Source organism: Enterococcus sp. (assembly GCF_032555305.1).
Lineage (GTDB): Bacteria > Bacillota > Bacilli > Lactobacillales > Enterococcaceae > Enterococcus_A.
Map to the genome: position 1 here is coordinate 1 of NZ_JAWGOQ010000004.1, position 21,579 is coordinate 21,579.

Genomic DNA, 21,579 nt, shown 5'->3' on the forward strand with positions numbered 1-21,579 from the left:
AGGTTCTTCGTTGACGTCTTGACATGAAAAATCCTCCAGTGTGTTTTTTATTATTCTACACACCTTATTTTTTCTGTCTAGTCTAGTGTAGCCGATTCAGATACAACGATTGCAAAAATCATTCATTTAGTCGAAGAAGCGCAGGGAGAACGTGCTCCCGCACAGGCTTTTGTAGACAAATTCGCAAAATACTATACGCCATTCATAATTATAATGGCTCTATTGATAGTTGTTGTCCCTCCACTATTCTTTGGTGGTGACTGGAATAAATGGCTTTACCAAGGGTTATCCATTTTAGTGGTCGGGTGTCCTTGTTCATTAGTGATCTCTACACCTGTTTCAATTGTTTCCGCCATTGGTAATGCAGCTAAAAATGGTGTTTTAGTAAAAGGCGGTGTTTATCTAGAAGAAATCGGTCATTTGAGAGCAATTGCTTTTGATAAAACTGGGACTTTAACTAAAGGAAAACCTGTTGTGACAGATTTCATTACAACTAACTCTGACACTGATATAAATTATCTATCAATTATTTCATCATTAGAATCTCTTTCTCAACACCCATTAGCTTCAGCTATTTTGAACGAAGCTGATAAAACCAATGTTGATTACAAATCAATAAAGATTGAGGAATTCCAATCTATAACAGGTAAGGGGCTTACAGGGATATATCAAGACATACGTTACTATATTGGAAGTCCTAAACTGTTTTCTGAATCAGTAATTGAAGAAACCGTACTTAAAATGCAATACAGTCAATTTCAAGAACAAGGAAAAACCGCCATGTATTTTGGAACTGCTGAACAAGTCTTAGGAGTAATTGCCGTTGCGGATGAAGTAAGATATTCAAGTGCTGCTGTTATTTCTGAACTCCACAAATTATCTATTGAACATACAATTATGCTTACTGGTGATAATGTTAAGACTGCTGAATCTATTGGTAAGCAATTAGGTGTAACTGAAATAAAAGGAGATCTAATGCCTCAAGAAAAATTAGATTCGATTAAAGCTTTGCGAACAACTTATAATAAAGTAGCAATGGTGGGCGACGGCATTAATGATGCACCAGCATTAGCTGCATCAACGGTTGGTATTGCAATGGGTGGCGCAGGAACAGATACGGCTCTCGAAACTGCTGATGTTGCTCTAATGGGTGACGATTTACAAAAATTACCCTTTATTGTTAGACTTAGCCGCCAAACCCTAAAAGTAATTAAGCAAAATATCACCTTCTCATTAGGTATAAAACTATTAGCTCTACTACTAGTCATACCAGGTTGGTTAACGCTATGGATCGCTATTGTGGCAGATATGGGAGCAACACTTTTAGTAACATTAAACGGATTACGTTTGATGAAAGTTAAATAGCTCAACAAAAAAAAGAAGGCATCTTTATAAGCATGTCTTCTTTTTTATTATACATTTTCATTTTTTTGAACGCTAGTTATTAAGCAAACTATGCGCTATTTAAATATTAAAAATGACAGTCTCTTTATAACCATTTACCAATTTCTTTAGCTTTTGGTACTCTTCCAGAAACTACTACTTTTTCATCAACTACTAATGCAGGGGTACGCATAACACCATATTTTTGAATCTCAATCATATCAGTAACTTTCTCTATATCTGCAGTTTTTCCAGATTGCGTTAAAGCCTCTCTTGCATTTGCCTCCAGGTTTTGACAGTTCTTACATCCGGGTCCTAAGACTTTAATAATCATTTCTATCATCCTCTCATTTTTATATTGGCAACATATTGAATAAGAATCCAATAATAAGAATACCCACTAAACAAATACTAATAAAAGTCGCTAATAATTTTGGCTTTACTACTTTGCTCAACATGATCAACGAAGGTAATGATAAAGTAGTAACTGACATCATGAATGCCATCAAAGTACCAATTGGAACCCCTTTTGCATGAAGAGCTTCAGCAATTGGTAATACTCCAAAAATATCTGCATATATTGGAGCACCAACTAGTGTTGCAATAACTACGGCAAAGGGATTATCTTTACCAAGTATCGTTTGAATAAATGATTCAGGTATCCAATTATGAATAGCAGCCCCGATTCCAACTCCTATCAAGACGTAAGGCCATACTTTTCCTGCTACCTCTTTTACCTGACTTACACCAAAATGGACTCGATCTTTCCATGATAGTTCTTCAACAAAACTAGCCGTATCTTCCATGTTTCTGATATAATCTTGAATTTGGTCTTCCATTGATAGTTTATCAATAGAGCTTCCCCCAAAAATTGCTAACAGTAAACCAACTAATACATATAACATAGCTACTTTTGTACCAAAAAATGACATCAAAAGTATGATTGACGCTATATCTACCATTGGTGAAGAGATTAGAAATGAAAATGTTACACCCAGGGGCAATCCTGCTGATGTAAAACCGATAAAAATAGGAATACTCGAACAACTACAAAAGGGAGTTACTGTTCCTAATAAAGCACCTAAAGTGTTTCCTTTCCAACCTTTAATTCCACCTAATACTTTTTTTGTCTTTTCTGGTGGAAAGAAGGTCTGAATGATACCCATCATGAAAATTAAGACAGACAGTAGAATAAATATTTTGATAGTATCAAAAATGAAAAACTGGATACTGCTTCCTAGTTTGCTGTCTAATGATAATCTAAAAATTTTCTCAACTAAAACTCCAGCCAGATCGTTAAGCCAAGTCATTTTAAACAAAGTATCACTAACTGTTTGCCACATTTTTTTGCACCTCTAGTAAATGATCAAAGTCATTTATCCTCTCTGCATCTTTAAAAAAAATGGAATTTTCTTCCAGGTTCTCAACAATCTTCTCTAATATCCCAATTAAAAAATTATCTTTGCCCAATTCATACTTAACAAATTTTCCATCTTGATAAGAAGTCACAATTTTTTGATCGCGCAGCTTACTTAAATGCTTTGATACTTTACTTTGTGGGGTTTCCATGATTTCTTGTATTTGGCAAACACACAAGGGTCTTTTTAATAGAAGTAATAATATCCTGATTCTAGTTTCATCGGACAATATTTTAAAGTAGTTTACAAAATCCATATTCTCACATCCTCATATGCGTCTATGAGGATATGATATGTGATTATTAGCACATTGTCAATACTAGAATTCATATTTGTATATCGATTTTCCGTAATGTAGCGCTATTTGTACGAAAAAATCTGATATACTGAACTTCAACTTTGCTTATCCTGAGTAAATTACAGAAGCGAGTGGACTCCCCTGTTAATGAGTCCACTCGCTTTTTTGAATTCATTTTAACTTCTTAATCCTCTACCGGTATTAATCAAATAGTAACAAACAGTATAAAGAACTGAAATGAATAGAACAAGGATTGTGATTGAAACGGCTATGGGTACATCGGTCGTCCCTAAAAACCCGTATCTAAACGCTGATATCATATAAACAATCGGGTTGATTTTTGAAACACCTTGCCAAAATGGCGGCAGCATCGAAATCGCATAAAATACGCCACCTAGATACGTTAGCGGTTGTAAAATGAATGTTGGAACGATTGAAACATCGTCGTAAGATTGAGCAAAAACACCGTTTATTAAGCCTGCTAATGAAAACAAGATCGCCGTCATTAACAATGTGAGAATAACAATAATCCATGAATGTACGTTAAGTGGTACAAAAAATAAAGAAACAATCGTTACAAGGGTTCCTACTAGTAAGCTTCTTCCTAGTCCCCCAATAACAAATCCCCAAATGATAATGTGAGTTGGTACTGGCGCAACTAATAGTTCTTCAATATTTTTTTGCAGCTTCTGAGAGAAAAACGACGAAGAAACATTTGCGTAAGAACTAGTGATTGCTGACATCATAATTAATCCTGGTACGATAAACTCCATATAGGTGAACCCGCCCATGTCTCCAATTCGACCACCGATCATTTTCCCAAAAATGATAAAATACAACGATGTCGTTATAACAGGCGGTACTAATGTTTGTACCCAGATTCGTAAATAACGATTGGTTTCCTTAACGGCAAGACTTTTTAACGCGGTAAAATAAAGATTAAGCATTGGTTCCCTCCGAAAGACTTTTTTCTTCTGTGATTTTCAAAAACAGCTCTTCTAAACGATTAGATTTATTACGCATCGATAAAACTTTCATCCCTTGATCGCTGAGCTGATTGAAAATATCATTTACTCCTTGATTTCGTTCAACTTCCACCGATAAAGTCAGATCATCTTCTAAAGAATATGTATATCCTTCTATCTTAGGTGCTTTATTATGAGGTGCAAGGTCTAAAATAAATGTTTCAAACTGTAATTTAGATAGAAGTTCTTTCATACTGGTATTTTCGATCAATTCTCCTGATTGAATGATCCCTATGTTTCGACAAAGCATTTCAGCTTCTTCCAAATAATGAGTAGTCAAGATAATGGTGGTGCCATTTTCGTTTAGTTCTTTTAAGAAGGACCACATTTCACGTCTCAGTTCAATATCCACTCCGGCGGTTGGTTCATCCAAAATTAATAACTTTGGTTCGTGCATTAGTGCTCGAGCGATCATAAGCCGGCGCTTCATCCCGCCAGAAAGCATTCGAGCACGTTCGTTACGTTTTTCCCATAAATTTGATTGCTTCAAATACTTCTCACTGCGCTTCAATGCTTCTTTTCTCGGAACACCATAATAACCTGCCTGATTCACTACAATTTGTTGAACAGTCTCAAATGGATTGAAGTTGAATTCTTGTGGTACAAGACCAATTTGCTGCTTTGCTCTTTCTAAGTCTTTATCAAGATCGTAGTCGAAAACTTTTACCATTCCAGATGTTTTATTGACAAGAGAAGTAATAATACCAATGGTTGTCGACTTCCCAGCACCATTGGGCCCTAAAAGGGCATAGAAATCACCCTCTTCAACCTGGAGATCAATTCCACGTAATGCCTCAACACCTGTTCCATAGATTTTTTTTAAATTCATTATTTCAAGTGCATATTCCATATACTTTTTCCTTTCGTAAAACAATTCTTAAATTAGAAGTCGCTCTAACTTTTATACTGTAAAAAGGCATGTGGTCAATTGACCACATGACCTTATTTTTTCTTACTTTGTCTTTCTTTCCTTTTGGCCAATAAATAGAATACCAAAATTAGCGTAATAAAGTTGATAAATATTCCAATACTAATTGGATAATTTAGTAATTTAGCTAGAATAAATGCCAGTGACATCCCAAATAATCTAGCAACGGCTCTCTTTTCTTCAGACATAAATTATATTACCTCAGCAATTTACTATTTAATCAATATTCTCATAAATTTCTTGATAATTTTTGTTTCCTCCGGAAAGATTGTACACGTGTTTGAATCCTTCGTTTAACAGTATATTTTGTGCAGCATTCCCGGTAACACCTTTATTACAGTACGTAATTGTCAAAACATTCTTGTCTAACTCATCGTAGCGTGTCCTCAAATCAGATAATGGAATATGAATAGCTCCTTTAACCTTTGATTTTTCGAATTGCTTTTTGGATCTTGTATCAATTATCTGTAACTTTTCTTTTCTGTGTTGTCGTTCAATTAACTCAATCGGGGACATCAAAGGCGCTCTTCTCTTCACCGCGTTATCTAAGGCCATTCCAGTATAATGAACGGGATCCTTGGTTGTTGAAAATGGTGGTGCATAAGCTAAATCTAAATCAAACAGTTCTTCCGCCAATGCTCCAAAGGAAATAGCCGTAGCAAGCACGTCGATTCTTTTATCTACTCCGTCATAACCGATAATTTGGGCACCCAGAACTCTACCGCTGCTTTTATCTGCTATTGCTTTGATGACCATTTCTTTGCCATCCATGTAATCAGGTTTATTTGGTTTTATATTGTATAAAACGGCAACTTCTAATCCTTCTTTAAGAGCTTCCTTTTCAGTAAGACCCGTTTGTGCAATGGCTAAATCAAAAAAGCGCAAAATACCGGTTCCTAATATTCCTTTAAATCGTAAAGAGCCACCAGTAATTGTGTCACCAGCAATTCTACCCATCTTGTTCGCAGTCGAAGCCAAGGGACGATAGATTGGTTGTTGAGTAATGCGATTGTAGCTTTCTGCTACATCCCCTACTGCATAGACATTTTTCAAATTGGTTTCCATTCTATTGTCTACTTTAATTGCTCCCGTTTTGCCCAACTCTATTCCTATGGTTTGAGCCAATTCTGTATTTGGCCTTACTCCTGTTGCCAATACAAATAAATCGGCTGATAATTCATTCCCTTTTGAAGTCTTAACAGCAGTTAGTTGTTCTTCACCTACTAATTCAACAACCGTTTCTTTTGGCCTAAAATCAATCTGTTGTTTTGCTACTTCGTTCTCTATTCTGACAGCCATATCCCAATCCAAATGAGACATTGGATGGTTGCCTCGTTGTAGTACCGAAACTGCTATTCCTTGTCTCTGTAATTGTTCAGCCATCTCTAACCCAATATATCCAGCACCTACAATAACAGCTTTTTCCACTTTATTAGTCTTGATAAAATTGTGAATATTTTTACCACTGGAAACATTTTTGATTTGAAATACATTTTCAAATTGTCTATTAGAGAATATAGCCGGTGTATTGTAAATTGAACCTGTTGCAAATACTAATGCATCATAATCATCTGAAAACGGCTTTCTAGTGATCAAATTTAATCCGTAAATACGTTTCTTTTCATGGTCTATTCGTTGTACTTCATGAGAAGTATGAATATCTACGTTGTATCTCTTTTTGAACCACTCAGCATTCCGTGGAGTCAGTTCATCGAAATTTTCAACTTCTCCTCCGACAGCATATGGAATTCCACACACAGAATAAGAGATATCGATATCTTTATCATATAGAACGATTTCCGCTTCTTCCGTGTTTCTTCTCGCTTTTGCAGCAACACTAGTTCCAGCTGCAACAGATCCAATAATTACAATTTTCATAGGTTTCACTCCAATTAATTATACAGATTTTCCATTTTCGTAGTCTCGTCAGACTTCACAAACCAAGACTTTGTGTTATTGGAAATTTTTACTAATAGCAACATGATCGGTACTTCAACCAATACTCCTACAACTGTTGCTAAGGTCGCTCCAGACTGTAGGCCAAAAAGTGAAATCGCAACGGCAACCGCCAATTCAAAGAAATTGCTGGCACCGATCATTCCCGCTGGTGAAGCAATTTCATGAGGTAACTTCCAAAATCTTGACCATCCATAAGCTATAGTGAAAATTAGTAGCGTTTGAATGGTTAGTGGAATCGCAATTAATAAAATATGCGTTGGATTTGCCAGTATTTTTTCTCCTTGAAAAGAAAAAATGATAATCAAGGTTAGCAATAAACCAATGATTGTAACAGAGTCAAATTTCTTTAAAAAGACATCTTCGAAATAGTGCTTACCTTTATTTTTTATTATCATTACTCTAGTAACGAAACCTAGAAGTAGTGGCACTACTACAAAAAGAACGGTTGATAAAAGTAATGTTCCCATTGGAACGACAACATTGTCTACACCAAGAAGAAAAGCGACTATAGGTGCAAATAATATCAAAATAATCAAATCATTGATCGCTACTTGTACCAAAGTGTATGCTGCGTCCCCTTTTGTTAAATAGCTCCATACAAATACCATAGCTGTACATGGTGCAGCCCCTAATATAACTGCTCCAGCAACATACTCTTTCGCTAACTCAACCGGAATAAGATTTTTAAAAACTACATAGAAGAAAAATGCTGATATAGCATACATTGTAAATGGTTTGATCAACCAATTCGTCACACAGGTAACAACTAATCCTTTGGGCTTTTTAGCGGCACTTACAATGCTGGTAAAATCAATCTTCAACATCATTGGATAAATCATTAACCATATTAAAATTGCTGTAGGTATTGATACCTGATAATACTCAAACTTACTTAAGGTATCAGGAACGCTCGGTAAAAATTTTCCAATTAGCACCCCAACAACCATACACACAATTACCCATAACGTCAGATACTTTTCAAAAATACCTAATCCTTGTTTATCATTCTCTGAACTCATTTATTTCCTCCTAATGGCTTGCGCCTTCTTTCGAAAAATATTTTTGTTTAAATTTTAAAGCAACATTCACTAAAGCAATCAAAACTGGAACTTCTACCAAGGGTCCGATAACAGCTGCAAATGCTTCCCCTGAGTTGATTCCAAACACACCCACTGCTACAGCTATTGCCAATTCAAAATTGTTGCTTGCGGCAGTGAAGGATAATGATGCTGCAATCGGATAACTTGTACCCATTTTTTTGGAAAGTAAAAACGAAACAAAAAACATGATTACAAAATAGAATAGTAACGGGATAGCGATACGAACAACATCTAAAGGCAACTCAATCACTTTTTCACCCTTCACTGAAAACATGACGATAATTGTAAATAGCAAGGCAATCAAGGTTATTGGACTGATTTTAGGAATAAACCGCGTTTCAAACCATTCTTTCCCTTTTAATCTGATCAAAACAAACCGTGAACTAAATCCCGCGATAAATGGAATTCCTAGATAAATAAAGACACTTTTCGCAATTTCACCCATCGTAATAGTAATTTTATGCGTTTCTAAACCAAGCCAATTTGGTAATACCGTAACAAAGATATATGCAAACACTGAATAGAAAATGATTTGGAAAATCGAATTAAATGCTACTAATCCAGCAGTATACTCGTTGTCTCCCTGAGCAAGCTCACTCCAAACGATCACCATAGCAATACATCGAGCAAGCCCGATCATAATTAATCCAACCATATAGCTTGGATAGTTGTGCAAAAAAACTACTGCTAAAACAAACATAATAATTGGGCCAACAATCCAATTTTGAACTAGTGAAAGCAAAAGTACTTTCCAATCCTTAAAGACACGCCACATTTCTTCATATTTTACTTTTGTGAGCGGTGGGTACATCATCAAAATCAACCCTATTGCAATTGGAATAGATGTAGTCCCAATTTCTAAATGATTTATTACTTGAGGTATGTTGGGAAAAAAATACCCTAAACCTATACCTGTTGCCATTGCTATAAATATCCATAATGTTAAATATCGATCTAATATAGATAGTTTTTTTGTTACTTGATTCAATTTTTCCATCTCCAGCATCAACAAAATTTTCTATTTCCTCTAACAACAAGTCATAATCTCAAAATTATTCGTTAGTAGGTTGTTTTCATAGTCAAGCAATGGCTTACCCATTGTTATGATAAGCTTTTTTTACTTTACTAAAGCTACCTGCAAATTAATAGATGAACCCCTATATAGAGATTCATCTATATTAAATTCAAAAAAATTAATGAACTAATTCTGCGTCAAAGTTTGGAACCCATTCAGCTACCGCAAAATGTCCATCTGAGAGATCTTTTACTTTGTTAATCCATTCAATCTCATTCGTAGCACGTGCTTTCAAGACCTCGTTGGACGTATCGGTAGCATACATACTTTGATTGACTAACCACCAAGTATGAGCAATTTTCGCACGATCCAAATCCTCATCCAAACGCATCGACTCGTAAACCGGTGTTGTTTCAGGAAGTGTGACCATTAATACTTCCGTTTCATTTCCGTTCTGCAATCTTGGTAATAGCTTTTGAATCGACATTGGTACCTCACCTGAGCTTCTCTCAACTTCTTTTGCATAGCTTTGAGTAGAGTCTAAAAGAAGTAACGTATGTCCCGTAGGTGCTGTGTCAATAACCACAATCTCATTTTCTGATTTATCTACGATCTCCGCAAAAGCTCTAAATACGGCGATTTCCTGTGTACAAGGTGAACGCAGATCCTCTTCTACATAAGCAACATCATCCGCGTCCATCGTCTCGCGAGCTTTTGAAAGAACCTCTTCTTTATAAGCTTCTAGTTCTTTTTCTTCGTCGATATGGCTGATTGAAATTGGTAGGTCATTTGAAATAAATAGGTTCAGATGATCCGCGGGATCAGTTGTCGCCAAATGAACTTTTTTACCTGATTGTGCCAGCTTCTCAGCGATTTGAATTGCAACTGTTGTTTTACCAACACCGCCCTTACCCATCGTAAAGATAATCTTTTTATTCGTACGGATAAAATCACTTACGATTGAATCTAAGTTTGGAAAATCGATTGATTCCTGTTCTTGTTCGTAAACAATCGGTTGTTGATCACTTAATAGAATTTGAAGCTTATCTATACCCGCTACATTATATGGTCGAAGTGGAATATAGTATATTTCAAATTTACTCAATGGTTCAGGCATTTCCTTTAGATCATTTTGTTGCTCAGAATGGATTACTTGAGAAATTGCATCATCAGGATTATATAATAGACCATTTACAACTAATTTTTGGTTCTTAATCCCTAATTTTAGTAATTCCTCAGAAGCACGTTCTGCCTCAAACAAGGGTGCTTTTTGTGGTCTAGTAACTAAGATTAAAGTCGTTTGGGTTGCATCAGTCAGTGTCTCTACTGCTTTTTCATACATATCTTTTTTATCACCTAAGCCAGATAATTGACCCAAACAAGAAACTCCTGTTGTGTTTTCATCTAGGTAATTATTCCATGCAGAAGGTAATTGCAACATTCTTAATGTATGACCAGTCGGAGCTGTGTCAAAGATGACATAGTCATATTGTTCTGCGACTTCCTTATCGGTCAAAAAGTTAGCAAACTCATTAAACGCGGCGATTTCCACTGTACATGATCCAGATAATTGTTCTTCCATATTGATCAGAGCACTATCTGGAAGTACACCACGATATGGACCGACAATACTTTCTTTATACTCTTCCGCAGCCGTAATTGGATCAAAGTTCGCTACTTTTAAGTTATCAATGCCATCAATCGAAGTTGGTTTGTTGGTCAAAGTGGTTTGAAAAACGTCTTGTAAATTTGAAGCTGGATCAGTACTAACCAACATGACTTTATTACCCTCTTGCGCCAAAGATGTTGCCGTCGCACAAGCAGTTGTTGTTTTACCAACGCCACCTTTACCTGTGAAAAATAGATATTTAGTTAATCCCATCTTTTGGGGAATATATTGAAGCATTATATCTCCTCCTTACTTTTCTTGAAGAAGGCTGTTAGCAACAGCCTTCGGACCCACTATTTCCGCCGCAGCAACCGCCAGAGTTACTTGCTGATTGAGTGACAAAATGAACATCACCATATTTTCCAAACTCTTCAATCGTTGGATATGATCCTTCTTTTACGATTTCGCCGTCTAATAATGTCACTGGCAAAATATCATTTCCTTTTTCTTGGAGTAATTTTAAAATTGTTGGTTGATTCACAAACGCATCTGGATCGCTCGTTAAATTATGGCGAGAAGCATCTATTGAATCGATCCCTTCGAAAGTTTCAAAGACTGAGGTCACCATTAATAATTCTTCATCCACTGATGGACCGCAGACTCCTGTTGAGCAGCACATTGCTGGTTCAAATAGTTCCAATTTTTTCATCACTTTTTTCTCCTTTACAATCACAGTTTATTTTTTTACAAATGCAATCATCTTTAGCAGAGAATAATTGCATCATTGAACCCATAAATTGATCGATAAAAGCATCAGTTAATTGATAGTGATGCCAAGTACCTTCCTTCGTTACAAGAACAACTCCAGCTTTCTCCAATACTTTCATATGATGAGAAAGTGTTGGTTGTGTAAAATCAAAATGATCTAAGATATCACAAGCACACAGACTGCCACATGACAAAAGATCGATGATCTTCAACCGTTTAGGATCAGCAAGTGCTTTTAATGTTTTGGACATATCTTCATAATTCATAATTCTATTCCTCCTTACATAGAAACTCATCTATGTTTATAATATAGATGTACATCTATATGCTGTCAAGAGTATTTCTCTTCAATAATCAATTATTTTATTTTGTAATATGTATACTCAAATAGAATTTACTCATAATAAAGAGTGCATCCTATTCCAGTAAAAAGGCTCTTCAAGTCTGATGACTATTTCCCGCTTGAGGAACACATTTTTAAGGACACACTCTTTAAATCTGGTCGTAAACTATAGATCAATTAAGAGAGTAGCTCTTTAATTTCTTTCGCTTTAGGGACTCGTCCTGATACAACTACTTTGTCATCAATAACCAATCCTGGAGTTCTCATTACACCATACTTTTGGATCTCAATCATGTCTGTAACTTTTACGATTTCCGCTTCCTTACCCGATGAATCGAGTGCCTCTTTTACGTTTTTCTCTAGATTTTGGCAATTCTTACAACCTGGTCCTAAAACTTTGATAATCATTTCCTTCATCCTTTCATTCTCTAAATTGGTAATAAATTAAAAGCAAATCCAATAAGTAAAATGCCAACCATACATATACCTATGAATAATGCTAATAGTTTCGGTTTAACAACCTTACTCAACATAATCAATGATGGTAACGACAGTGTGGTAACTGCCATCATAAATGATATTAGTGTCCCTATTGGAACTCCTTTACTGAAAAGAGCTTCTGCAATAGGCAACACTCCAAAGATATCCGCGTAAATTGGTGCGCCGATAACCGTTGCTAAAACGACCGCAAAGGGATTGTCTTTTCCTAGTACAGTTTGAATAAAACTTTCTGGTATCCAGTTATGTATAGCTGCTCCGATACCTACGCCAATAATTACATAAGGCCAAACTTTTCCGGCTACTTCCTTAACTTGTTCAACACCAAAGTGGAAACGATCTTTCCAAGTCAATTCTTCGATAAAGGTTGCAGCGTCTTCCATCTTTCTGATGTAGTCTTGGATCTCATTTTCCATTCCTAGTTTATCAATAATCGTACCGCCAATGACTGCCAAAAACAGTCCGACAATTACATACAGTATTGCTATTTTAGCTCCAAAGAAGGACATCAACAGTATTATTGAAGCAATATCAACCATAGGTGACGAAATCAAAAAAGAAAATGTCACTCCCAATGGAAGCCCAGCAGTAGTAAAACCGATGAAAATAGGAATACTAGAACAACTACAAAAAGGAGTCACTGTTCCGAGTAAAGCCCCTAAGATATTCCCTTTCCAGCCTTTCAAACCACCAAGTATGACTTTTGTTTTTTCAGGAGGAAAAAAGGATTGGATTACTCCCATTGTAAAAATCAAAACGGACATTAGAATGAAAATCTTTATCGTATCAAAGATAAAAAATTGCAGACTACTTCCAAGTTTACTGTCCAAGGACACCCCGAAAAACTCCAACAACCTACCAGCTAAATCGTTCAGCCAGACCATTTTAAAAACTTGATCACTAACCCATTCCCACATCTAATACTCCTCCCAACTAACTCAAAGATTCTTCCACACTTGTTGAAATAGAGAGAATTTCTTCAAGTACACCCACTTCTTGCTTCAAAAAATCTAACTCTAACGAATAATGATGCCAACTTTTGCTCTTTATCACAAAAATGATTCCGGCCTTCTCTAGCACCTTCATATGATGCGAAAGAGTTGGCTGTGTAAAATCAAAGTGCTCTAAGATATCACATGCACATAAACTACCATTTGACAAAAGGTCCACGATTTTCAAACGATTGGGATCAGCGAGTGCCTTTAACATTACGGACAATTCAACATAGTTCATAATGTATATGCCTCCTTACATAGATATCTGTCTATATATAGAATATAGATGATCGTCTATGTATTGTCAACGGTTTCTGTCTTTTTCTTTTTTCGATAATTTATTCTTTTATAGAAATAAGAATAAGTTGGTATTGTAATCAAGAAAACGTTTTTATATACTTCTACATGAAGACTGCCGTAAAAACAATTGGAGGTGAAGGAAATGTTTGCATTGCATCTATGACAATGAGTAATAGACAAACTTAGAGTTTCTAAGAATGTAAATGAATCCTTCCCTCCAAATCTATTCTTTTATTTAATGTGAAATCAATCACTACTAGAGGATTATTCTGGAGAACATACGAATACGTATGTTTCTTTTTTGTGCGTTGAATTATTGTGGGTGGATGTCTTCCGATTTGGAAGGAATCGTTTTTCATTTATTTTTGGTGTTATCGTATTTTTTTATTTGTTGGTTGATTTGAGAAATCAAATCAATACATTAGGAGGATCATTATGAAAAAAATTTTAACATTAGCATTACTGGCTTTAGGATTAACTCTTACAGGATGTGGAAGTTCAAATAATGATACAGACGATTCAACAAAAGAAGCAACTGGTCCTAAAACAACTTTTAAGGGAGAATATACCGTTGATGCAGATTACGTAAAGGATAACCTTGATGATATCATTCTGATCGACGCTCGAGGTGACGATGCTGCTAAAAAAGGGACTGTAAAAGAAGCTGTTCCAATGGCTTGGCAATATCTAGCAGATGTAGAAAGCGGGGCTTCTGGTGACGAAAATTGGGGCTTAGTTTTAGAGCCAAAAAAATTAGCTGAGCGTCTTGGTGAAAAAGGGATCGATAAAAATAAAGAAGTCGTTCTATTCGCTTCTGCTCAAGAAGGCTGGGGTGACGATGGTCGGATCGCATGGGAGTTGCTTGCTGCTGGATATAAAGATGTAAAAATGGTCGATGGCGGTTTCTCAGCACTCAAAGATGCGGGAGTAAAAACGAATAAAGGCGGAACTGAGTTAAAACCTGTCGATGTTGAGATAGATTCTCTGAACCAAGATCATATGATCAAAACAGATGAACTCAAAGCAGACTATGATGATTATAAAATTGTCGATGTTCGTGCGGATGAAGAATACGATGGTGAAGTGTTATACGGTGAAGCAAAAGGTGGCCATCTTCCTGGAGCAATCCAAGTTCGATACACTGATATGTTCAACAAAAATGGTACTCTAAAGAGTAATGAGAAATTAACTAAATTATTTGAAGATGCTGGCTTGTCAAAAGATGACAAAATCGTGACTTACTGTACCGCAGGTATTCGTTCAGCCTACACACAATTAGTAATGGATATGTGCGGATTCAAAAACGTTAAAAACTACGATGGCTCCTTCTATCGTTGGGCTAAAGTAGAAGCTGTTGAAAAATAATGAAGAAGCTGAATAAGAAACAACTAGCCAGAATTATACTAATAATCGTTGTATTAGCGAGTGTCATTTGCTTTATGTACGTCCCTGCTTTCAAATCCAAACTTACTCAAGTATTGATGCTGTTTCGTTCAATGAGTGTCGAAAGTATTATTGGCTATATAAAATCATTTGGTGCTTGGGCAATTCTGATTTCGTTTCTACTAATGATGTTTCAATCAGTAATCGCACCGTTACCTGCATTTTTGATTACCTTTGCGAACGCAGCGGTATTTGGCTGGTGGCAAGGGGCAATTCTTTCTTGGAGCAGCGCAATGGCGGGAGCCCTACTGTGCTTCTATATTGCTCGGATCGCTGGTAGAGATGTTGTAGAGAAAATAAATAAGAACTTTTCGTTACAGAAATTAGATGAATACTTTGACCGATATGGGAAACACACGATCCTTATCTGTCGGTTGTTGCCCTTTATCTCTTTTGATTTTATCAGTTATGCCGCTGGGTTAACGGCGATCAAACCAATACCGTTTCTGATTGCTACTGGATTAGGACAATTGCCAGCTACGATAGTTTATTCTTATGTAGGAAGCAACTTAACCGGTAATAGCCAAAAAGTTATGTTTGGTTTACTGAGTATGTTTGCCTTGTTCATCGGGATTTACGTAATTAAACAGATCTATAATGAACGAAGAAAAAAAGAATCAGCAGAACAATAGAATTAGAGAGGGCTGATTGATTGTATCAACAGCTCTCTTTCATCATTTCTAGCTTCTCACTATCACCTTATAATCAATCCTATACTGTTAAAACTTAAAAAAATATCATCATTTATGATACGGCTCCCCCGTATTAATCCGAAACGCCCGATAAATCTGCTCCACCAAAATCAACCGCATCAGCTGGTGTGGATAAGTCATCTTGCCAAATGAGATTTGCGCATTACTCCGCTTCAGGACTTGATCGCTTAGTCCGAGTGAGCCGCCAATAACGAAGACGAATTGGCTTTTTCCGCCGGTTTGTAGTTTATCTAGCGTAGCGGCGAAGTCTTCGCTGCTGGGATTTTTGCCGTTGATGGCTAGGGCGAAGACGTATTCCTGCTCTTTGATCTTGGCAAGGATGCGTTCGCCTTCTTTTTCTTTGACTTGGATCATCTCGGCATCGCTGAGTTTTTCTGGTGCTTTTTCATCGGGAACTTCGACTAATGTGATCTTGCAATACTTCGACAAGCGTTTCGTATACTCTGAAATTCCTTGAACGAGGTATTTTTCTTTTAATTTTCCCACAGAGATAATTTTGATATTCATCATTCATCCGCCTTTTTCGTTATATTTTTTTCTAGCTATTATACTTTTCCACCGGTCAAAACTGAAAAAAAGGACTATTTCAACTTTTTTCCACGGAGTTATCCACACTAATCACAGGTTTATCCCCAACTTTTGTGGTATTCATTCCCTTTTTACAAGTATTCTTGAATACAAACATACGTTTTCCACCGAGTTATCCACTTTATCCACATTTCTGTGGATAAAAATCTTCAAATAATTAACAAACTTTTTCCTTAGTTTTCCACTAGTACTGTGGAAAACAAGTTTTTTTATCATTTATCTACATTTTCTTACAATTCTTTTTCATAAAAAAGTCAAATCGGTGTAGTAGACTTAACTTACAAAAAAATACTATACTCAATATAGCGTATATCATAATAGAGGTGGAGTAAAATATGATGAGAAAAGATATTACCCCAAAACCTAAGAAGTCTCCAGGCTTCTTTAGACGCTTTGGGATCAGCTTATTAGGCGGTATTCTTGGCGCCGTTCTAACGATTGGCATTTTTTACGTAGCGAATGGTTCGCTGCTTTCGCCAAGTGACCAAAATGCTAGCGGTTCACCGAGTGCCGGCAATACCAAAGTCAGCAACATGAAGGTGGACGTAAACTCTGATGTCACTGAGGCCGCTAGTAAAGTACAGGATGCTGTTGTCTCAGTAATCAACCTACAGAAACAACAATCACAAAGCGGTTTAGGCGGCTTCTCCGACTTTTTCGGTGGAAGCAACAACCAACAATCTGAAGAAGATAGCGGACAGCTGGAAGAAACGTCAGAAGGTTCTGGTGTTATCTATAAGCTGGAAGGCAAGACCGCGTATATCGTCACAAACAATCATGTGGTGGAAAAACAAGATGGACTTGAAGTTCTATTGAAGGATGGAAGCAGAGTCAAGGCAACCTTGGTTGGAACAGATTCTTATACTGACTTAGCAGTCTTGAAGGTAGAGTCAGACAAAGTGGCGAATATCAAACCTGCCGTCTTTGGCGATTCTAGCAGTCTAAAAGTTGGCGAACCGGCAATTGCCTTAGGTTCTCCGCTTGGCTCACAATATGCAAATTCAGTAACTTCAGGGATTATTTCTTCCTTGAACCGTCAAGTAGTCAATCAGAATGAAGATGGTCAGACTATTAATATTAACGCGATCCAAACCGATGCAGCAATCAACCCTGGTAATTCCGGCGGTCCATTAGTTAACATGGCTGGTCAGGTAATCGGGATCAACTCCAGCAAGATCGTTCAAACAGAATCAAATGTCAGCGTTGAAGGGATCGGCTTTGCTATTCCAAGTAACGATGTCGTCAATGTCATTAACCAACTGGAAAAAGATGGCAAAGTAGTTCGTCCGGCTCTAGGGATCACGATGGTCAACCTTTCGGATCTATCAACTGAACAGGTTAGTGAAATCGTCAAAACTCCTAGCTCTGTCACTCAAGGAGTCGTGATCAACAACGTTCAATCTTCTACCCCAGCAGATCAAGCAGGCTTGAAGAAATACGATGTCATCACAAAAATCGATGATACAGACGTTTCGACTGGTTTGGAATTACAATCAGAATTGTACAAACACAAAGTCGGTGATACGGTAAAAATCACTTATTATCGTCAAGATAAGAAAAATACCGTTTCTGTTAAATTGAGTATCGATGCGAACTCATTGAAATCAAACTCACAGCAACAAGGAAATCAATAAGAAGGATAGTTGAACGCCTCTACTTCATAATTGAAATAGAGGCGTTTTTTTGCGCTTTTCACTATATATAAATCAACCCCAAGTAAAAAACGTTCAATTGAGGGTAGCTATCTACCCAAGCGTTCTTCCCTTAATCAATAAAACAAGTAATAACCCGACTATCGCACCTAAAGTGCCTCCTTGAATAAGACCCATTATGCCAAATGTCGTTCCCAAAGCTAATTTTTTTAGTCTAGCATTCATCACAAAACTTAGAATAAGACTAATAACTGACAAAACAAATAATAATACAAGCAAAGCTTTCTCCTCCTCTCGAATAAATAGAGTACTTATTTTGTTTTTAGTTTAGCAGTTTAATAAACAGTGATGAGAATTTTATCCTAAACGGTAGAAAAACTGGCTTAAACGACCTAAACGCTGACAGGAAATCATCTTGTTCACGCAAAAAAATCTCCGTTTTGACAGCCTTTCGACTATCAAAACGGAGATTTTTATTTACCCACTTCAAATTTTTCACCAGTCTTGGCATTTTCATCTAAGACTAGAATGCCCTTCTTCTCTGGCGCATTTGGTAAGTGCAGTTCCTTCGCTGAACAGATCATACCGAAGCTTTCTACACCACGTAGGCTGCCGGGCCAAATCATTTGTCCATCCGGCATCATCGCACCGGGTTTTGCGACAACAACTTTTTGTCCCGCTTCGATATTGGCGGCACCACAGACAATCTGCAGAGTTTCTCCGCCGTCAATCTCTACTTCTGTAATATGCAAATGATCAGAATCAGGATGATCGACACACGTCTTCACATAGCCCACGACAAATTTTGGTGATAGATCTGCCACGAGGCGTTCTTCAAAGCCAGCTAGTTTTAATTGTTCATTCAATACTTCAATATCTTTTTCAGATAATTCTACTTGTCCATTCCCATGGATCGTCAAGTATTCCGAAACATTGAAGAAGTTCCAAGCGACTGTTGTGCCATCGGTTGTTTGAACCCGAGAAACAGCGCCTTTTCGTTCTACCGAATTGTCTTTATTTTCATCGTTTCTGACGATCACCATCAAGGTATCGCCAACATTTTTCTTATTGTACGCAAAAATCACGTTTTTACCTCCAGTCATAGTCCTCTCGTATCTTAACAAATCTAGTGGGACTTTTGCATGAGATTTTTTTCATTTCTAGATAGGCAAACTAGCTTCATCGGCAATAAGCAAAATTTGTAAAAATTTGAAAAGCAATTTTGACAAATTTTTGTCTTATTGCTCAGAAGCTAAACGAGTTTGCATATCCTTAAGATTCATCTTTTCTCCAAAGAAAAAGCTGGGCTAGCCAGCTTTTATTCAGCACTTGGATGAACGACCAAAACATCACACAAGGCCTCTTTGATCACATAGCTGGCAACACTGCCAGTCATAAAGCGTTCAACAGCATTCAAGCCAGATTGTCCTACCATCACTAGATCGATGTCATATCTTTCTGGTAAGGTCTTTGCCATTGCTTCTTTTGCGGAACCATAGGCGATAATTCCTTCTATCTTGTTATAGCCGGATTCTCTTCCGATCACTTTACACTTATTGATCAACTCTTTCGCGTCTGCCGTCAGCTGATCCATGATGTTTTCGTTCAGTGGTGAATAGCTCATGAATGTATAGACCTGATGATCGATCACATTTGCTACATAGACAGTGCCTTGGTTTCTTTTAGCAACAGCCAGCGCTTTTTTGAAGGCCTCCATCGCTTGATCGCTGCCGTCGATCCCGACCAAGATATTTTGATATGATTGTGTGAACATATCAATCTCCTACCCTTCTACTCGTTGCAAAAAGCCAGCGATTTCGTCTTTAGTTTTACGATTTTTATTGACTAGTCGACCTAATTCTTCTCCGTTATTCACCACGACAAAACTAGGGATCCCAAAAATATTCCACTCGGCAGCCACATCGATATACTCGTCTCGATCGACTTGAATAAATTGAAACTGCGGAAATTCTGCTTCGATCTCTGGCATCTGCGGTTTGATAAAGTTGCAATCGCCGCACCAATCAGCAGTGAAGAAGAACACGTTCTTTCCTTTTTCTGCATAACCAGCTAACTCTTCAATACTTTTAGGGATAATCATTCCGTCACGACCTTTTCATTTACTAACCTGATTATACACTTTTCGTTCTTTTTGAGAAAGAAGCTTACTCGCGGACCCAGCAGCTCATTCCAATAGCTCAAGTACGCGAAAAACGAGCTGAAACGTCCAGGCTACTTCAGGGTCATCGATCTCTACTTCGGTCAAATCACGGATTTTGTTTAACCGATAGATTAGGGTATTTCGATGGACATGCAGCGCACTGGAGGTTTTATTGATGTCATTTCTAAGATATAAATAAATTTTGAGTGTTTTTGTCAGCTCTGTTTCATGGAGGCGGTCATAGGCAAATAGGTTTTGCATTTCTTCTGGAACCACATTTTCTTGGCGAAACTCTTTCAACGGGTGCAGTAAAAAGGCTTCCGAGAGAGATTCGGAATAATAGGTACATTGACTGCTTCGATTCAGCAGCCGCGCCGTATCATGAGCCAAATTGGCTTGCTGGATATAGGACTCACGCTGTTCCAAGGAATCGAAGACGGTACTAACTCCGCAATAGCTCTCACATTGACTGATCAAACTCAAAAAGGACGGATTCAAATTGGCTTCCCCTAAATGATGGAACAGCAGATACAATTTCTGCTCCTTTTCATAATAAAGAATATTGGAGCTCTCTTTGACGATCTGACTCTTCATGCGGGAAAAAAGCAGGCTGTCTTGATTTTTTTCTGACAGTACAACGACGCAATAATTTGGCTGAAGCTGGACGATCTCTAGATAGCCTGCTAAAGAAGCCACATCAGCATATGCTTCAGTATCAAAAAATTTCTGCGCCAACAATTCCTTGACTGGATTGATGGCATGGGTCAAACGAAAATTTTTAGATTGCATCAAGATTCCGCAAAATTGCCGCAACAGATTATTCAGCTTGAGAGAGAAATCCAACCGTTTCTCCTCTAAGAACAGGACGCTGACAAAGCCTTCCAGATTATTGTCGATATAGATCGGTCCGCTAGTCTGCGGGTAATCGACACACACGCCCCAATCAATGTACAGAGCTTCATTCGATCCTGTTATTGCTTCCATTAAACCATCATCGATATAAAACTTCATAATCGTATGATCAGTCGGTTCGCCGCTGGAAATAATCTGCTGCCAATAGGGATCATGGATATCCTCGCCGCCAGCATAGGCGATCAAGCGATATCCCGAATCAGCTACGATCAACGGCAGCTGGAATTTTTCATAAGTAAATTGGGCTAGTTCCTCAATCGAACCTCCTTGTGAAATTTTCTCAATTGCTTGATTCGTATATTCAATTAATTCCGCCTCAGTGTATTCCATCCTACTCACCTCCAAAACCGCTATTTATATACTGATTTTAGCATCTCTTGGTGTTTTTGACGATAAAGACCAGAAAAATCATTTATTTTACCAATGGAACGAAACCGCCATCATGTTACGCTTTTTACAAGAACAAAAAAG

At 37.3% G+C, this 21,579-nt stretch carries 23 protein-coding genes and 1 pseudogene; 4 read left to right on the forward strand and 20 right to left on the reverse strand.

All coding sequences use genetic code 11. The annotated features are described in order from the left end of the window. Nucleotides 1-96 precede the first annotated feature (96 nt). Nucleotides 97-1,365 (forward strand): annotated as a pseudogene (locus tag E6139_RS04290) (heavy metal translocating P-type ATPase); the annotation flags it as partial. Nucleotides 1,366-1,489: 124 nt separating this feature from the next. Here E6139_RS04290 and E6139_RS04295 read toward each other — a convergent pair. From E6139_RS04295 to E6139_RS04360, 14 genes are all read right to left on the reverse strand, one after another. Further along, complete coding sequence (locus E6139_RS04295; protein ID WP_216409675.1) at nt 1,490-1,717, reverse strand: thioredoxin family protein; 228 nt, start codon at nt 1,715-1,717, stop codon at nt 1,490-1,492. A gap of 19 nt (nt 1,718-1,736) precedes the next feature. Beyond that, nucleotides 1,737-2,726 (reverse strand): permease, encoded by a 990-nt coding sequence (locus tag E6139_RS04300; RefSeq protein ID WP_216409676.1) that lies wholly within the window; start codon nt 2,724-2,726, stop codon nt 1,737-1,739. Continuing rightward, nucleotides 2,710-3,057 carry an ArsR/SmtB family transcription factor gene (locus tag E6139_RS04305; RefSeq protein ID WP_216409677.1) on the reverse strand — a complete coding sequence of 116 codons (348 nt, stop codon included), beginning with the start codon at nt 3,055-3,057 and terminating at the stop codon, nt 2,710-2,712. Before E6139_RS04305 ends, E6139_RS04300 begins: the two co-directional genes overlap by 17 nt. Nucleotides 3,058-3,275: 218 nt before the next feature. Continuing rightward, nucleotides 3,276-4,046 (reverse strand): ABC transporter permease, encoded by a 771-nt coding sequence (locus E6139_RS04310; RefSeq protein ID WP_216409678.1) that lies wholly within the window; start codon nt 4,044-4,046, stop codon nt 3,276-3,278. Further along, nucleotides 4,039-4,974 carry an ABC transporter ATP-binding protein gene (locus E6139_RS04315; protein WP_316401829.1) on the reverse strand — a complete coding sequence of 312 codons (936 nt, stop codon included), beginning with the start codon at nt 4,972-4,974 and terminating at the stop codon, nt 4,039-4,041. Before E6139_RS04315 ends, E6139_RS04310 begins: the two co-directional genes overlap by 8 nt. Before the next feature lie 294 nt (nt 4,975-5,268). Next, nucleotides 5,269-6,930, reverse strand: coding sequence for an FAD-dependent oxidoreductase (locus E6139_RS04320; RefSeq protein ID WP_316401830.1), 1,662 nt, complete (start codon nt 6,928-6,930; stop codon nt 5,269-5,271). A 14-nt stretch (nt 6,931-6,944) separates the two neighbouring features. Further along, nucleotides 6,945-8,030, reverse strand: a complete 1,086-nt coding sequence (gene arsB / locus E6139_RS04325; protein WP_216409681.1) for an ACR3 family arsenite efflux transporter — start codon at nt 8,028-8,030, stop codon at nt 6,945-6,947. A 10-nt stretch (nt 8,031-8,040) separates the two neighbouring features. Continuing rightward, entirely contained in the window at nt 8,041-9,099 is a 1,059-nt protein-coding gene (gene arsB, locus E6139_RS04330) for an ACR3 family arsenite efflux transporter (protein ID WP_376716704.1), read from the reverse strand. 205 nt (nt 9,100-9,304) lie between these two features. After that, on the reverse strand, nt 9,305-11,032 hold the full coding sequence (arsA, locus tag E6139_RS04335; RefSeq protein WP_216409683.1) for an arsenical pump-driving ATPase: 1,728 nt from the start codon (nt 11,030-11,032) through the stop codon (nt 9,305-9,307). Nucleotides 11,033-11,066: 34 nt separating this feature from the next. After that, complete coding sequence (gene arsD, locus E6139_RS04340; RefSeq protein WP_316401831.1) at nt 11,067-11,444, reverse strand: arsenite efflux transporter metallochaperone ArsD; 378 nt, start codon at nt 11,442-11,444, stop codon at nt 11,067-11,069. Further along, entirely contained in the window at nt 11,422-11,769 is a 348-nt protein-coding gene (locus tag E6139_RS04345; protein WP_137439433.1) for an ArsR/SmtB family transcription factor, read from the reverse strand. The genes arsD and E6139_RS04345 overlap by 23 nt, the downstream gene beginning before the upstream one ends. A gap of 254 nt (nt 11,770-12,023) precedes the next feature. After that, nucleotides 12,024-12,254 (reverse strand): thioredoxin family protein, encoded by a 231-nt coding sequence (locus tag E6139_RS04350; protein ID WP_311815403.1) that lies wholly within the window; start codon nt 12,252-12,254, stop codon nt 12,024-12,026. A 20-nt stretch (nt 12,255-12,274) separates the two neighbouring features. Then, complete coding sequence (locus E6139_RS04355) at nt 12,275-13,261, reverse strand: permease (RefSeq protein ID WP_316401832.1); 987 nt, start codon at nt 13,259-13,261, stop codon at nt 12,275-12,277. Between the two features lie 16 nt (nt 13,262-13,277). Continuing rightward, nucleotides 13,278-13,577, reverse strand: a complete 300-nt coding sequence (locus tag E6139_RS04360) for a metalloregulator ArsR/SmtB family transcription factor (protein ID WP_316401833.1) — start codon at nt 13,575-13,577, stop codon at nt 13,278-13,280. A 497-nt stretch (nt 13,578-14,074) separates the two neighbouring features. Here E6139_RS04360 and E6139_RS04365 point away from each other — a divergent pair, with 497 nt between their 5' ends. Next, the gene (locus E6139_RS04365; RefSeq protein WP_316401834.1) at nt 14,075-15,004 is read left to right on the forward strand and encodes a sulfurtransferase; all 930 of its coding nucleotides are present in this window, start codon (nt 14,075-14,077) and stop codon (nt 15,002-15,004) included. Then, a complete protein-coding gene (locus E6139_RS04370; protein ID WP_316401835.1) occupies nt 15,004-15,714 on the forward strand; it encodes a TVP38/TMEM64 family protein in 711 nt (236 codons plus the stop codon). Before E6139_RS04365 ends, E6139_RS04370 begins: the two co-directional genes overlap by 1 nt. A 108-nt stretch (nt 15,715-15,822) precedes the next feature. Here E6139_RS04370 and rlmH read toward each other — a convergent pair whose 3' ends face one another. Continuing rightward, on the reverse strand, nt 15,823-16,302 hold the full coding sequence (rlmH, locus tag E6139_RS04375; RefSeq protein WP_316401836.1) for a 23S rRNA (pseudouridine(1915)-N(3))-methyltransferase RlmH: 480 nt from the start codon (nt 16,300-16,302) through the stop codon (nt 15,823-15,825). A 416-nt stretch (nt 16,303-16,718) separates the two neighbouring features. Between rlmH and E6139_RS04380 the strand changes: the two genes are divergently transcribed. Continuing rightward, nucleotides 16,719-18,017, forward strand: a complete 1,299-nt coding sequence (locus E6139_RS04380) for a S1C family serine protease (RefSeq protein ID WP_316401837.1) — start codon at nt 16,719-16,721, stop codon at nt 18,015-18,017. A 111-nt stretch (nt 18,018-18,128) separates the two neighbouring features. Here the strand turns inward: E6139_RS04380 and E6139_RS04385 are convergent, their stop codons facing one another. The 5 genes from E6139_RS04385 to E6139_RS04405 form a co-directional block, all read right to left on the reverse strand. Beyond that, complete coding sequence (locus tag E6139_RS04385) at nt 18,129-18,314, reverse strand: hypothetical protein (RefSeq protein WP_316401838.1); 186 nt, start codon at nt 18,312-18,314, stop codon at nt 18,129-18,131. A gap of 194 nt (nt 18,315-18,508) precedes the next feature. Next, entirely contained in the window at nt 18,509-19,120 is a 612-nt protein-coding gene (ytpR, locus tag E6139_RS04390) for a YtpR family tRNA-binding protein (protein WP_316401839.1), read from the reverse strand. A gap of 233 nt (nt 19,121-19,353) precedes the next feature. Then, complete coding sequence (locus E6139_RS04395; protein WP_316401840.1) at nt 19,354-19,809, reverse strand: universal stress protein; 456 nt, start codon at nt 19,807-19,809, stop codon at nt 19,354-19,356. Between the two features lie 9 nt (nt 19,810-19,818). Next, on the reverse strand, nt 19,819-20,136 hold the full coding sequence (locus tag E6139_RS04400; protein ID WP_316401841.1) for a thioredoxin family protein: 318 nt from the start codon (nt 20,134-20,136) through the stop codon (nt 19,819-19,821). A gap of 84 nt (nt 20,137-20,220) precedes the next feature. Further along, nucleotides 20,221-21,438, reverse strand: coding sequence for a helix-turn-helix domain-containing protein (locus E6139_RS04405; RefSeq protein ID WP_316401842.1), 1,218 nt, complete (start codon nt 21,436-21,438; stop codon nt 20,221-20,223). Nucleotides 21,439-21,579: the final 141 nt, after the last annotated feature.